The 15134-nt window shown below is 41.9% G+C and carries 13 protein-coding genes and 1 pseudogene; 2 read left to right on the forward strand and 12 right to left on the reverse strand.

Annotated elements, in window-relative coordinates; genetic code table 11:
- Window positions 1-42 precede the first annotated feature (42 nt).
- The gene (locus FTV27_RS12895) at window positions 43-495 is read left to right on the forward strand and encodes a CidA/LrgA family protein (protein ID WP_180078901.1); all 453 of its coding nucleotides are present in this window, start codon (window positions 43-45) and stop codon (window positions 493-495) included.
- Window positions 492-1202 carry an LrgB family protein gene (locus tag FTV27_RS12900; RefSeq protein WP_180078902.1) on the forward strand — a complete coding sequence of 237 codons (711 nt, stop codon included), beginning with the start codon at window positions 492-494 and terminating at the stop codon, window positions 1200-1202. Before FTV27_RS12895 ends, FTV27_RS12900 begins: the two co-directional genes overlap by 4 nt.
- A 64-nt stretch (window positions 1203-1266) precedes the next feature.
- On the opposite strand, the gene FTV27_RS12905 is transcribed toward FTV27_RS12900, so the two are convergent.
- The 12 genes and pseudogenes from FTV27_RS12905 to FTV27_RS12960 all read right to left on the reverse strand — a co-directional run.
- Entirely contained in the window at window positions 1267-2013 is a 747-nt protein-coding gene (locus FTV27_RS12905; RefSeq protein ID WP_180078903.1) for an adenosylcobinamide-GDP ribazoletransferase, read from the reverse strand.
- Window positions 2010-2633 carry a histidine phosphatase family protein gene (locus FTV27_RS12910; protein ID WP_180078904.1) on the reverse strand — a complete coding sequence of 208 codons (624 nt, stop codon included), beginning with the start codon at window positions 2631-2633 and terminating at the stop codon, window positions 2010-2012. Before FTV27_RS12910 ends, FTV27_RS12905 begins: the two co-directional genes overlap by 4 nt.
- Entirely contained in the window at window positions 2634-3686 is a 1053-nt protein-coding gene (cobT, locus tag FTV27_RS12915; RefSeq protein ID WP_180078905.1) for a nicotinate-nucleotide--dimethylbenzimidazole phosphoribosyltransferase, read from the reverse strand.
- Window positions 3683-4204 carry a bifunctional adenosylcobinamide kinase/adenosylcobinamide-phosphate guanylyltransferase gene (gene cobU / locus FTV27_RS12920; RefSeq protein ID WP_180078906.1) on the reverse strand — a complete coding sequence of 174 codons (522 nt, stop codon included), beginning with the start codon at window positions 4202-4204 and terminating at the stop codon, window positions 3683-3685. The genes cobT and cobU overlap by 4 nt, the downstream gene beginning before the upstream one ends.
- Window positions 4201-4875 carry a 2'-5' RNA ligase family protein gene (locus tag FTV27_RS12925; RefSeq protein ID WP_180078907.1) on the reverse strand — a complete coding sequence of 225 codons (675 nt, stop codon included), beginning with the start codon at window positions 4873-4875 and terminating at the stop codon, window positions 4201-4203. The genes cobU and FTV27_RS12925 overlap by 4 nt, the downstream gene beginning before the upstream one ends.
- A gap of 190 nt (window positions 4876-5065) precedes the next feature.
- On the reverse strand, window positions 5066-7228 hold the full coding sequence (mtlD, locus tag FTV27_RS12930; RefSeq protein ID WP_180078908.1) for a bifunctional mannitol-1-phosphate dehydrogenase/phosphatase: 2163 nt from the start codon (window positions 7226-7228) through the stop codon (window positions 5066-5068).
- Window positions 7229-7463: 235 nt separating this feature from the next.
- The gene (locus FTV27_RS12935) at window positions 7464-8684 is read right to left on the reverse strand and encodes an MFS transporter (RefSeq protein WP_180078909.1); all 1221 of its coding nucleotides are present in this window, start codon (window positions 8682-8684) and stop codon (window positions 7464-7466) included.
- 111 nt (window positions 8685-8795) lie between these two features.
- A complete protein-coding gene (locus FTV27_RS12940) occupies window positions 8796-11063 on the reverse strand; it encodes a TonB-dependent receptor (protein WP_180078910.1) in 2268 nt (755 codons plus the stop codon).
- Window positions 11064-11078: 15 nt separating this feature from the next.
- On the reverse strand, window positions 11079-12350 hold the full coding sequence (locus FTV27_RS12945) for an MFS transporter (RefSeq protein ID WP_249682814.1): 1272 nt from the start codon (window positions 12348-12350) through the stop codon (window positions 11079-11081).
- Window positions 12326-12718: a hypothetical protein gene (locus FTV27_RS12950; protein ID WP_180078912.1), complete on the reverse strand. Its 393-nt coding sequence runs from the start codon at window positions 12716-12718 to the stop codon at window positions 12326-12328. The genes FTV27_RS12945 and FTV27_RS12950 overlap by 25 nt, the downstream gene beginning before the upstream one ends.
- Window positions 12715-13347 (reverse strand): GNAT family N-acetyltransferase, encoded by a 633-nt coding sequence (locus FTV27_RS12955; protein WP_180078913.1) that lies wholly within the window; start codon window positions 13345-13347, stop codon window positions 12715-12717. Before FTV27_RS12955 ends, FTV27_RS12950 begins: the two co-directional genes overlap by 4 nt.
- Window positions 13348-13401: 54 nt before the next feature.
- A pseudogene (locus tag FTV27_RS12960) lies at window positions 13402-15060 on the reverse strand (IucA/IucC family siderophore biosynthesis protein); the annotation flags it as partial.
- Between the last annotated feature and the right edge of the window lie 74 nt (window positions 15061-15134).

Consider the following 15134-nt stretch of genomic DNA (forward strand, 5'->3'; position numbering starts at 1 on the left):
GCACTTTTAAAATAGCGTCATCTCCTATTCTGCTGTTGTCTCATGGATACGCTTCCACAATCTACTTCCAAATTTACCCAGTTTCTTAAAACTTTAGCGCAGATAAGTTTATTGATATTAATCTGGTGGATCGGCTCTTGCATTCAATCATGGTTTAACTTGCCGATCTCTGCTGGCGTGATTGGTTTATTGCTGCTATTAGCTGCATTGTTGAGTGGTTTATTTAAAATGCAGTGGGTCAAACAAGGCTCAGATTTTATTTTGGCTGAACTGGTTCTATTCTTTATCCCCTGTGTAGTTGGATTAATTAAATATCAAGATTTATTACTCAGCTCTGGCTGGCAGTTAATTTTAGCCGTGGTACTGGGTACTGTCTGTGTCATGGTGTTTACAGCATTTACGGTTTATTGGGGCTTTAAACTCGAGGCAAAAATTAAAGCGAAACACCAAACTGCGACAGATCATGATGTCAACACAGCAGGAAAAACCTTATGAACGATTTTGGGTTGAACAGCATCTCTGTATTGTTTTTCGTCCTGACCCTTGTCGGTTATATTTTGGCGAAAAAGCTACATCGTAAGTTACCGTATATGGTTCTTTCCCCTGCACTATTCGTCCCGTTTGTGCTGATTATACTCATGCTTTGCTTTCATATTTCATATGACACCTATATGCAAGAAAGCCAATGGATTGTATGGATGCTCGGCCCTGCCACTGTGGCTTTTGCTATTCCCATCTATGAATATCGACAAATTATCCGTCAGCATGCGCTGAGCATTAGTTTAGGCATCGTGATTGGCATGTTAGCTGGGATTATTAGTGCTTTTTATTTGGCACAGTTGTTTCAGTTTGACCAAGAAACGTCTTATAGCTTAATGGCACGTTCCATTTCTACGCCCTTTGCCATGGAACTTACCTCGAATATTGGAGGTTCAGTAGAATTGGTGATTCTATTTACCATGATTACTGGGATTGCCGGCGTGGCTATGGCTGACCTAGTTTTGGCTGGGCTTAAATTGCATTCACGCTTTGCACAAGGTGCGGCTCTTGGCAATGCTGCACACGGATTTGGTACAAGTAAAGCATTATCACGTCATAAAGAAGAAGGTGTAGCAGCCTGCTTGAGCATGGTACTTGCTGGAGTATTTATGGTATTGCTTGGGCCATCGCTTATTCATTTAGTCATTTATCTATTGGGATAAATAAAAAGCCCAGTGCAGTCTCTGGGCTTTTTAAATGATGATTTAAACTGTTTCATCTGTAAAACTATACAGCTAAATAATGTATTGCTATGACAAACGCTAAAAGACTCGACACTTCTGTGATTTCAATCGCGGCACCAATTGTATCTCCTGTCACACCACCTATACGCTGAATAAATTTCCATCGTAAATACAATAAAGTACAAATAAATGTAAGAATACTGACCACTCCAGTCCAGCTAAAATACAAACATGCACTTAGGCAGAGTATAAAGACTAGGTATGCCGACTTTCGTGGAATAGTTTCTGCTATCGATGAGCCTAAGCCTTTTTCGCGAACATACTGAGTTGTTAAAAACAAAAATAAAGGGGCTAAACGTCCCAAGACTGGAAATACAATTAATGCCAAATACATTTGCTGTTGTAGCAAAACATAAAGTGCCGACCATTTGAGTAAGCAAATCACGACGAGGCTCAAAACACCGATCGGCCCACATGCAGGGTCTTTCATGATTTTTAGTGTACGCTCGGCATCACCAAAGCCACCGACCCACGCATCTGCCGTATCAGCTAAACCATCTAGATGTAATCCACCTGTGAGCCAAATCCAAACTACCAGCAAAATACTGCTGAGTAAGATAATCGGCAGACTATGCAATGTAAAAGCAAGCAAGGCAAGAATGCAACCGATCAACAATCCCACCGCTGGATAAAACAACAAAGACTGTCCATTTTGCTGTTTCGATGGCATCGCTTTAAGTTGAATCGGGAAAGTCGTGAGAAACTGTAGAGCAATCCAAAAAGGTGTCATTCACTTTGCTCCAAAAGACGAATATTTGCACGATTTTGCACAATGAATGAATTTAATTGTCCCAATTCAGCAGTCATTTTTAATAAATCATCTAAGTGACTTTGCTGTGCCATACATTTTAATAATTTAATCACGCCACCATGGGAAACCAATAAAACGCGTTGCCAATGATGCTGTTGAGCCTGCAAGACTAACTCATCTAGACCGCTTAATATCCGATGTTGAAATTGCTGAAGACTTTCTGCATTCGGTGGCGTAAATGTGCTGGGACTTTGCCAAAACTGTGCGAGTAACTCTGGAGTGTTTTCATAGATATGCTTGGTTGATACCGCTTCCCAGTCGCCAAAATGCATTTCTTGAAACTTCGCATTTTCAAACATTGGACATTTAAGTTGTTGAGACAAATCTAAAGCAAATAAACGGCAGCGCTGTAAGTCAGAAGTAATGATGACATCCCAGCTCGCTAAACCGTGTGTATGTATGACGTTCAATACATCATCTATGGTCTGCTGCATCTGCTGCCAACCTTTTTGCGTCAAAGCATCATCTGTAGAGCCACGTAAGGTATGGCTCAGTTCAGTCTCACCATGACGCAATATATCTAAACGGAAATGTTCCATTTAAACTTTTTCACCAATCACAGCAGCTTGTGCAAAAGTCGCCATGTTGTTATGTAAACGACATGCCAAACGAATTAAACCCAAGGCCGCACCGGCACCGCTGCCTTCACCTAAACGTAAATTCAACTTTAAGAGTGGATCAGCTTCAAGGGCTTGAAGTAAACGTTGGTGCCCATATTCAGCCGATTGATGACCAAAGAGCATCCATTCACGTACAGCAGGATTTAAACGAACAGCGACCAAGGCAGAAACCGTACTAATAAATCCATCCACCACCATTGCCAGACCCAATTGCGCACAGCGAATGTACGCTCCAACCATCGCGGCAATTTCCAAACCACCAACAGCACATAGGGCTTTAAAGACATCTTGTCCGACATAGTAGTGATGTAAAGCCAAGGCCTGATCAATCACTTGTTTCTTATGTGCCAATTGTTCAGCACGAATACCTGTACCAACACCTGTCAATTTTTCGGCCGGCTCATTAAATAAAAAACATGCAACAGCAGAAGCAGAACAGGTATTGCCAATGCCCATTTCCCCTGCGACATAAATTGACGCACCTGCAGCGATAGCATCTTCAACACTTTTACGGCCAAGATTCATCGCTTCAATACATTGTGATTCGCTCATCGCAACAGTTTTAGCAAAATTTGCTGTACCCGCTGCAATACAGTAGCGCTCTACCCCTGCATATTCATAAGCTTCACCTACCGAACCACAGTCAATCACTTGTAGTTTGGCTTGATACTCACGTGCAATGACACTAATACATGCACCACCGGTCGTGAAGTTTTGTAGCATTTGGCGTGTGACAGCTTGTGGGTAGGCCGAAATATTTTCTTCCATCACACCATGATCACCAGCAAAGATGGTAATCCACGGAAAATCGATATTGGGCTGATCTGTGTTTTGTAATGATGCAAGTTGCACCGCTACATTTTCAAGTTCTGAAAGCGAGCCCGTAGGTTTAGTTAGCTGTAACTGGTGATTTACCGCCTGTTGCTTTGCTTCGATACTCGGATTTTGACAGGGTTCTTGCCACCAGTTCATGCTTTATCTCCTTTTAAGATCATTGGAAAACCTGCAACACAAAACACCACATGGTCAGCAATTTGACCAATTTGTTGATGTAAGCGCCCAGATTCATCGACGAATTTTCGACTGATTTGTCCCATGGGAACAACGCCTAGTCCAGTTTCGTTACTGACTAAAATAATGTCTGACTTTAATGTTGGCAGCACCGTAAGTAATTTTTGGCATTGATGCTGTTGAAAGTCTGCTTGTTCATGCAGCAATACATTACTCATCCACAGCGTTAAACAATCGATAAGAATGGTTTGATGAGCTTGGTCTATTTCAACTAAGCGATCGGCTAAATACAAAGGCTCTTCAATCAGCCTCCAATGCTCTGGGCGGTCGGCTTGATGATGCTGAATTCGCTCCTGCATTTCCTCATCATAGGCTTGTGCTGTAGCCACATAGATGACGGCTTGAGCACTTTCTTTGGCTTTTTGTTCTGCAAGTCGGCTCTTACCTGAACGTGCCCCACCCAAAATGAAATGAATCATGACTGTGCCATCTCTATATTTTGTCTAAACTGATGTTGATAATAAGGACTCAACATCCCTTGTAATACTTGAGCCTGATAATGACCAAAAGTCAGCTGCTCGCTTTCAAAATCAAAGCGGTGCTGTTCAATTTGTTGGATTCTTTCAAAAATATCATCGCTATTCCATGCCTGTTTATACAAGCCCAATGTGATATGCGGACAATATTCGATTGGTGCAATTTCATTCGAACTTAAATTAAAAGCTTGACGTAGATGGTCTAACTTACGCTCTACATCCACAATTTCAATAAACAGCGCGCTTTGAAAGCTATTGATCTGACCTGTACATAACCGAATATTAGATAGCGATAACTGTCGAAGTTGTTGTTGGTGCAGTGCCAATTCATCTGCTGAGAAATTATCATTCCATCGTTGTTCAACATGATCGATTAATTGGGTTTTATTTAACTCTTCAAAAAAGCCACAAATAAACACAGTGATATGAAATTGGCGCGTATTCGGTGTGTATAAAAGATCTGAAAACTGCGCTCGAAGTGCTGTGAGATACGCCAATAATTCAGGATCCTGTATTTCTATATACCACAAAGCATAGTGCTGACGACCTTGATGCCAATCGGGATAATCCTGATTGAGCGTCGGTACGACTTGCATTGAGGGTTTTAAAAACACAGATAAATCACTTTAAATCCAATCTGCTTTATTAAAGCATGAATCAAAACAGACTTTGCCCAATTTTGATTTAGTAATATTCAGTTAGAACTGAAATTCATTCATCTAAAGCATCTTTGTAAGAAAAAAATGCCGAGTCATACTCAGCATTTTGATTCAATATATATTGCGCACAGATAAGCATTATATTTTAGGCAAATTTCGCAGTATCTTTCTGATCTTGCATTTCAGTATGGTTGACCCGTGGATCGTTTAACTGTTCAGCAAACTGCTGCAATTGCGTCATTACATTGGCCTCAATCTGTTCAATACGTTCCAGTTGTTCAAGCTCGTTTGTCTTTTTCAGTTCTGAAAATTGCAACTGGATAAAGTTGATAGCCTGATCCATCGAACATTGATTTACACTCACGGCATACATCAAACCATAGACAATACCTTGCTGTAGGTGCGTTGTCTCCAGTCCATATTTCACATTGGTCGCCAACGAGCCCAACACTCGTTCATTAATTGCAAGTTTACGTAAAGGATCTCGTGCCACACGCGCACACGGATCTTTATACGCATGTTCACAAGAGTTTATAAAGCTTTCTGCCAGTCGTGTTAAATCAAAAGCACGATTTGGTAAGCGCAGTGCTAAACCAGCCTTCACCTCGTCAATGAGTTCATGCATAAATTGATCAACACGATGATCTGCAAGTGCCACACCTATAGTTTGATGGTTTAACAGTTCAGATTGCCAAGCCAACATGGCATGCACGCCATTCCATAAGCGATTTTTAATTAACTGGATATCTTCAATATGATCGACCAAAATCATTTGACGCATTTTTTCTAACAAAGGACTGTTATTTTCTACATAGATCGGCATGTCAGATTCTGCGTTAAATAAAATTAAATCCATGCTTTGCAATATATGACTTGGGTGGAAATTTCGGCGCATATCCTCAACATATAAAGTGGCTTGACGTTCCTGATCAGGATTTAATTTCGTCGCATCTTCTAAGTCTAATTGAGCATCCACTTCAACTTCATCTAATTGAAATTGTTTGAAGATATTATATTTTATACGGAGCTGACGATATAAGTTTTGGTCACTTAACTTTGATACCATGCGGTTGACCACGGTGTCGCAAAAATAGTGTTGTTGCATGATTTTCTCTGCAACAACCGCTCCAGCAAGCTCAGTTAAAGCCTGTTTTAAATGTGACATTAATAATTGTTTTGCTCCGACTTTGTTCAAAATGATCAGCATCGTTAGAGGTTCGATGGCTTTCTCATCATGTGCAATATGTCGTGCATACAGGCCTTGTGCAATGGTTTTGGCCTCTTCTGCAATCGCTTTTTCAGGCAAACAGATGGCAACCAAACTTGACTCTGTGTACATCTCTTGCATCTGCTGAATATTTTCAGCATCAATGACTGCCATGTTTTCAATGCGTTCGTCATAAGACAATTGACCATAGCGAATACAATAGGTACCAAATGCATTGACCGCAGAGCGATATAGAGGGTTTCGAGTCGATGCATAAATTTTTTTCGGGCGTGTATAACCATCCCAATGCGACAAAATTTGTGCTAAATAACCACCACCAATCGCCCCAAAACCATGAATACCAACAGTGAGCTGATTAAGGGTTTGTGGAAAAGCCTCTTGCACATGCGGCATCTCTAAATGCGCAGTGAAAGGGTCAAGTTCCGTCAAACAGTCATACATACATTCATAATAATATTTGGCTTTGGACAGCATGTTGTGATTGGGCGATTTAATATCTTTAAACAGTACGGTAATACCGCCAGCGTCAAAGGCCGAAGTCACACCATTTTCCGAGTCTTCAAACATCAAACAATCAGCAGGATTTAAATTCAGCTTTGCGGCAGCACGCATAAATATTTCAGGATGTGGCTTACCATTTTCAACTTCATCACCGCAAACCAAGACATCAAAGAACTTATACACATTGGCATTGATGAGATATTCTTCTGCGATTGCACGGCGACTCGATGTTGCCACGGCCATCCTCAGTCCTGACTTGCGTAAGCGTTCTAATACTTGAACCAAGCCTTTTTTGATCGGTACACCAAACTGACGAACATGCTCCAGCTCTAATTCATCTGCGCGTTTGCGAATATCTGCGTATGGAATGTTTTCATCATATTCGGCTTGGGCCAATCGATGCGCGCTTTGTGCACTTAGCCCCAAACAATTCATCAGATATGATTCGGAAAACTCAACACCGGTCAATTCAAGAGATGCCTGTTTCAATGTTTGAAACCGTAAACGTTCAGTATCAAACATTGTTCCATCCATATCAAAAATGGCGCCCAGAACCAAATCATTATTAAATTTAAGCATTTAACCTCCGTTATTTTTTATGTGAAAAGAATAACGGAGAAAACTATTGATTCAGTACTTTTAGAATTAATGAAACAATTGTGATTATTTTTTAATCAAAGTGCTTGCTTTAAACATCTATTTTGTAAGATCAATCACCGATCAAGTAACATCATGTAATCAAAACCATCTATTGTCAGGATAGTCCTATCTTCACACCGACCTATTGAAGTAAGTCTACAAGTCTCTGCATATTTCACTCAGTTACTCGCTTCACGGTTTGAGTTTTGGTTTGAAATAAAAAGAATACGATTAAACCAAGCATCACTAAAAATAAAAAATAATACGGAAATTCTTTGTGCCACTGGTATAAACCCGTACTAATCAATGGCCCAACAACAAAGCTCAAAGCCTGAGTGGCTGTACACCAACTTGCCACCTTGGTCTGTAACGCACTGGGCGCCGTTTGCGCTGCACCCGTTGTAAATGCAGGGATTAAACACGCAACCGATATACCATATAACAGGTACGTGGCTTGAAATATCCGTAATTCATTGGTGAAAACCGAAATCAGCAAGGCTGCTACCATGCTAAACAGCCCAACCCACAGTAAGCGATATACGGACCAATTTAAATACTTAGAAATCAGCGTTTGCATAATCACCAAAGCGATACCCACGACGAGAGAACACTCTGCAAAATGCACTGCACCTTCTGCAGCAGTCATATTAAAGCGGTCTTGAATATAAAACCCGGCCGTTAAATTTACGGTCACGATGGCAAGATAGAGACTGAATCCCAACATTAACCATGGATAGCATTGCTGAATGCTCAAATCTGTAGATGGTGACTCATGCTTTTCTGTCACTGGCTTTTCAACGCTATGCTGTTCGGTATGTCGGTCAAAGCTGAACACCAAGACCACAGAAATCAACGCTAAAATAATGATTGCTGCCCAAAGCGGCGTCATGATTCCACCAAAGCCCAGCAGCAAGGTGGTTAGAAATGGCCCTATGATTACGCCTGCACTGTTTAATGCACCAAATTTTGACATCGCTTGTGAACGCTGTTGCTCATTACTAAATCGGGTCATCACATAAGTTTGCAAGGCAATCTGTGGCATCGCCATAAATACCCCAGTCGCTGCGCGTGACAACATCAATAAACTAAATAGCAGCAACATCCCTATCTGAACAGTAAGGCCATACATCAACACGGCTGTAAATAACCCCCATGTCACAGCCATGCCCACAAAACCGATACTCAAGAGTTGATAAATCGAAAACTTGGATTGATTTTTTGAAATATAAATCGCACCGATAGCCATCAGCAGCGCACCGACGGAAACCATTGCTCCGCCTTGTAGTTCAGAAAGCTTTAACTCTCGAACCAATGGCGCCAACAGCGGCAATATCATCGAGAAACTTGCACCATTGGCAAGACTGGCAGCAATAAACAGTTTGTTATTTCGATCCATTATTTTTGTTATCCATTTTTAATGGCTACGTTATAAACAATAGAGGTGACTTAAGCCACCTCTATTTTGTAAGTCACGATACCGTGCTTTAAACCTGATTCAGGCTTTAAATCAGTATTTCACCGTATAACTTAAACCGTAGGTGCGACCTTGAGCCGCTAGGCTAGAAAGTGGGCCATAGACAGTTTCAACCGACTGACTGTATACCGACTTATAATCCGTATTCCACACGTTGTAGACACCAAAGCCCACATTACCCGGTCCTACTTTTGCATTGGCAATCACGTCCATCGTTGCAAAGCCTTTAATTGCCGCTGCTGGAGCAGATCCATATTTCACAGCGTCTTTTTGGGCTTTGTCAGTACCGCCAATCGCTAAAGCTTGAACACGTAGGCTCATGTCATTATCAAACTGCCATTCTGAAAATGCTGTTCCTTTTAAAGGTGCCACACGAATGGCATCCAATTCTTGCCAGTCACCTTGGGTATTTTTAAATTGGCCCGTGGTATATGCAACTGTGCCCCCAACCGTCCAATTTGGTTGAACTTCATAACTGGCATTGGCTTCGACACCATAGATACGTTCATCGGTATCAATAACATCAATGGTGTAATTCGGCGCACCAAATTTCAGGCTTTTATCTGAGTCATTATAAAAAGCCGTCACTCCTGCATTTAAACCACCGGCATTTTGTACACGCCAACCGAGTTCATAGTTATTGACTTTAATCGGGTCAATGGTTTGGCTATTAATCACAGAATTTGCTGGCACATCACGCAGCATACGTTGCACATCGGGCAAGTTTGAACCTTGTGAGAAATTCGCAAACACTTGCTGTGCATCTGTTAAGTGATACACCGCGCCAACATTAAACAGCGTTGCATCATGTTTTACTTTACCGCCATTCAGCGTTTTCGCCACATAACCTGGGGTTAAATCTGCAGTAATGGCTTCCATATAAGGCACAGATGAATCGACATCACTCTCTACCCGCTCATGGCGAATGCCGGCCTGTAAGCCAAGACGGTCGGTTAATTCATATTGCGCTTGGGCAAATACCCCAAGTTTTTCTGTTTCAACATCAGGGCCAAAGGCATAATAGTTAAACGGCTGATAACTCAGACCATTACTTTGAATAAATGTAGCACTGTCATACATTTGGATATTTTGTTGATCTTTTTCATTTTCATAGTCCACACCATAGGTTAGCCCCAGTTCACGACCATTTAAGTTAAGATCTTTTTGTAGAGCAACACGCGCGCCTAACACATCAATATCGGTTTCTGACTGATACACCAAGAAGAGTTCAGGTGCCATTTGACGTGCAGATGGGAACCAACGTGCCTTTTCATTTCGATAATACGTTTCAGCGTTTAGACGATGCCCTAAAATATCTTGATTTTCATATTGTGCGTTGACGCTATAACGTTCAGTTTGTGGTTGTTCGGCAAGTTGTAAGCCTTTTACCGCATTTAAAGACAACGGCAGCTTGCCACCCACGGGCTGTGAGCGCAGCGCATTTAAATTTGGACCATAGTCTGGACCATAGTCACTATCTTGCTCATCATTATAATATTGCGCACCGAAACTCAGCATTTGACCATCGGCAATTTTCCAACTGACACGACCATTTAGATCTAAGGTGTCGGTATCTTGACGGTCTGTTTGCGCAATCTCAGGCCCAATACGGTTGCCATGGCTATCTTGTATTTCACCACGTTTGGTATAGCTAGCACCTAAAGTTCCGCGTAAATTGCCTTGATTAAAGTTCATGGTTTGAGCAGCTTCATAAGCTAACGCATCGGACTTAAAGTTATTACCAGAAGTGACACCGACTTTCGTTTCAAAACTCAGCGGCTCTGATCCACCTCGTTTGGTGATGATATTGATAATACCGCCTGTTGCACCTGAACCATAAATACTACTTGCACCTGAGACCACTTCAATTCGTTCAATCATCGACGGGCTAATACTTGCCAGTTGTCGAGATCCATCACGATATCCCGTTTGCGGCACACCATCGATCATGTATTGCACCACACGTCCACGCATGGTCATCCCATAGTTAGACGTTGTACCACTCGATGGAGTCAGTGATGGCACCAATAAACCGACAATATCAGCTGTGCTTTTACCTGCATTGGCTTGTTTTTCAATTTCTTCTTTAGGAATGCTGTACACCGTACCCGCAATATCGGCAATGCTTTTCGCAGAACGAGTTGCCGTCACAACAATCGGTGCCATTTTAGTAGCTTCTGCAGTTTGTGTTTCAACTGCAGTATTTTGTGCAGTGTCTGTCGTGACGTCTTGCGCATAAAGCTGAGTGCAAATTGCTAAGCTGAGACACGTCAGTTGCATCGGTAAAGCTAAACGTTTCATATTCTTTTCCATTTCTTAGAGTTCCGATTGAGTCGGAAGTGTTTGAGTTTTTAAATTTTGTGTTTTTAAAACAATGCGTTGACTAAGTAAGACACTGATTACTGAGCCGATTGCCAATACCAAGTAAAAATGTCCATAGCCTAATGATTTTGCGAGAAAGCCTGAAAATGCGCCGCCAATGAAGTACACAAGCAACTCAAAGCAAACTAATATGGTGAAATCGGTACCGGCCTGTTCTTTAGAACTGGTCTGCATGAAATAGGCATAGAGTGATGTCATGGCGATATAACGAATGGCTAGCATCAACACGACAAATACACCTAAAAGCAGATGCCATTGATTCAACCATCCCAATACAACGGCTGCCCCAATGACGGCATATAGCAATGTACGTAACCATCCTGCCCAGACCAACAATTGCGTCGCTTTGATTTTTTTCAGCAATACAGCTGCACTAACAGCTGCAATCAGGCCGACACCGGCACCGACCACAGACATCAACACCCCGATCTGAGACAGTGACCATTTTTGATCGATCAACATTGGATTCAGCATTGCCATAGCGGGTGCTTCCACCACGCGATAACAAACGATGAGCAGCAAGGCCCAACGAATCTCAGGTCGTTTAAACGCTTGTCGTAGGCTTGGTTTGGCTTTGGCAATTTGAGTTTCTGGTTCTTCTTGAATAAAAAACACAGCAAACATGGTTAAAAATGTCAGCAGCGCTAAAGTTGTGAGCGCTGACTGCCAACCCCAATATTGGTAAATCCATAAAGTCGCAGCACCACCGAGCATGCTACCGACGGCCACCCCAATACTCTGTGCCATACTGCCCAGACGGTAATTATCTTCAGTAAATTTCTCTACGGTATAACCATCAATCGCAATATCTTGCGTTGCTGCAAACGTTGAAATCCATAAACCAACAATGACAAATAAAGTCAGCCCATAAGAAAACTGCGTAAAGGCTAAAACCAATACCCCCAGTACCAATGCGATTTGCGTGAATAATAGCCATGTTTTACGTTTACCGAGTTTTTTGACATAGAGCTGATCGATCCAAGGCGCCCAAAAAAACTTGAATGCCCATGGAATGTAAAGCAGCGATAACATGCCGATCCAGCGTAAATCTACCCCTTGATGTCGTAAAATGGCAGGCAAAGCCACATTGTAAAAATACAAAGGCAATGCATGTGCTAAGTACAAAATAATCACGACGCTCAAACTCAGGACTGAAATTTGAGATGGTGAAATTGCATGATTTAATTTTCTTGAGTGTTGTTGCATATCCACCTCTGCACTGCCCATTGCAGCGCATCAGACTGTTCTAATGAAACGTAATAAGGCACACGCCACGCTGCATGCAGCGCGGGTGTATTTAAACGTTTGAAGTCATCTGGATCTTGCGCAATACGCACCAGACCCAAACAATATTGAAAAAAGAGATGTTTAAACTTCTTGTACCAAACGGCCTGTATTTGCCGATATTCTTCAGGAAATGTCGTTCCCTCAGCCGTTTGCATTACCAAAACAAAGGGCTGACTTTTCAGAAAAAAGCGCTCAACTTGAGTCAACCATTGTTCAAACTCTTCCACTGAAACATGCGCTGAAAAGCGCATGTCCAGTATGTGCATGTGGGTGCAGCTGTAACTCATGACACCGCCTTAGCTAGTTGCTGATGCTGAAATGCCTTGGAGTCGTTTAAGTAATGACCGAATTTTGCATAAAAAGTTTCTCTAAAGCAGTAATACAACATGGCAGTCTTTTCAGGCATTGGGATTAGGCGCTGCGCTTCATAGCACATGTCTTCAACCACAACGGCATAAGGCTTCACACTATGATCAGGTTCTCCCACAATCTTGGCTGATGCGGCATTTTCGAAGATATAAAAACTCAATAAACGCATGACGGGACGTAAATAGCCTTTACCAAAAACGGACTTTTCACCAAATAACAAATGCCAACCTAGATCCAGCTCGTCACCGTCGTAGTACAAACCTAAACGATCCCGTTTTCCCTCGTAAATCTCTGTGTAGCCCACATCTTTACCGTTTACCCCTACAATCAAAATTCGGTGATGATCATCTGCCAGCATTTTTTCGTAATACACTTTTAGTTCAGTTTCTGACTTATTGAGCTGCCATTGTGGAATCACATGCGGTTCATGCATCCATTTATGAACCAAAGCCATATCTTCTGGATATTGCATTTGTCGTAAGTAGTATTGCGTCTCATTCTCATGGTATTCATAAAAATCAGGTAGTTGTCGTGATAACGTTGTCATGATGTCGTCCTTTAAATTTGTTTAATCTTTTCTGTTCTTAGCTCAAAAATCTGCTTATGACGCAATACGGTTGGTTGTCGTTTTCTGTTCGGCGGTATGCTGTTGTTCTGCCCAGTGATTTAACGTGCTTGGACTCACAGGATTAGCAATTAGGTCTAAAAATACCGGTACTGGTCGTTCTGCTTCGTCGTTATAACTGGTGGTAAACAGTCGAACACGGTTCAGACAAATTTTCTCGAAACTTGGACGGAACATACTGAATTTTTCAATACGATCTGCCAATTCAGGATGTGCTTGATGAAATTCGTCGATCACGCTGGAGATGGTTTGCCAAAACTCAAGTTCTGTATGCTCTGGATAATCTTCAAGGAAGACATTACAGATATAGCGGTAATGCACCATGAATAAACCTGTAAAGATAAAGTGACTAAGTTCTTCAGCAGGATGGCGCAGTAAAATTTGCCCTTCGGGTGGTAAATTTTCGAGTTCTGGAAAATCTTCATCAACTAAATTGACATCATCAATAAAGTCCTTCAGCACCATTTTTTTCGGTAAGCCATTTTCATGGATCAACATGGTGTTTTCACCGTGTGGAGAAAAAGCTAAACCATATTTGTATAAGCAAATCAGTAGCGGTGTTACGCAGACTTCAGCAAAACGCTTCAGCCATTGCAAAGGCGTCAAACCTGAAGCCTGAATCAACACATATAAAATAGACTGACCATTTAGATCTCGATGTAACAATGCGGCTTGGGAAAGTGCCATCTCATGTTCACCAATACATGGCTCTACACTTTCACGCCATAAGCACCCAAACAATTCTTTAAATTGGTAAGGCGCACCGTCTATCTGATCAAAACACGGCTGTTGTAATGTGAGACTTGCAACTTCGCCCAAAAATGCTACCTGTGTTTTTTGCAGGTCTACATCATGATATTGAATGTCCTTCAGCCAAGCGGTCACCGCAGGTGCAGCCAAATTTCGTTTTGAAGGCAAACCTCGATAGACCGCCGTATTAAAGATACTGACGGGTAACTTCACATAATGCCGTTCAGGATGACTGGTATTGCATAAGGTACGAATTGATTGCATTGGCACATAATCATCTTGTCCAATGTCCAGCTCTACAATGCGCTGATCGACGATTTCATTGGCATAGGTCGGGATTAACCACTGATGCCACTGCCACGCATGTACAGGAATAAAATAATACTCAGCAGCATCTACGGCTTTGTCCGCCAATTGCTGTTGAAAATCGTGTAATTGCGCAGAATTCAATTCATGGCGATATAAGCTTTTCGCATCCCAAGCCTCGGTCGAACGAAACTCAGCTAAATCACGATGAACAGCTAACCACAGAACTTTAACCGTTGGAGAAATCTCTGGTGCTGAGCTTAAATAATCATCATAGCCAAAGCCCATACGGCCTTTACTCATAATGAGCCAAGGGTGTCCACGCAACATACCTTCAATTTGATAGTGCGGTGCTGACAGCACAGCCTGACTCAGCAATCGCTGTTCATCAAAAACGTGTGCTTCAGCCAACCATGTATTGTTCATTTCTTTAATCAAATAGGCCTTGGTAAATGGTTTCACCTCAGCTTGATTTGAAAAAGCACGAATAAATTCATGCAGATTCCATGCGGGCTCTGTTGTCGATTCACTTAACTCTCGAACGCTCCCTTCAACAATACGCCAATGCCCAAGCAGAAACTGAGTCGCTTCAAATTGATACGTTTTGTCATCCAGATTGAGTTGCCAAGTGTTATTTTCCACTTGCTGAATCT

This window comes from Acinetobacter sp. YH12251 (assembly GCF_013417465.1).
Classification (GTDB): Bacteria; Pseudomonadota; Gammaproteobacteria; order Pseudomonadales; family Moraxellaceae; genus Acinetobacter; species Acinetobacter amyesii.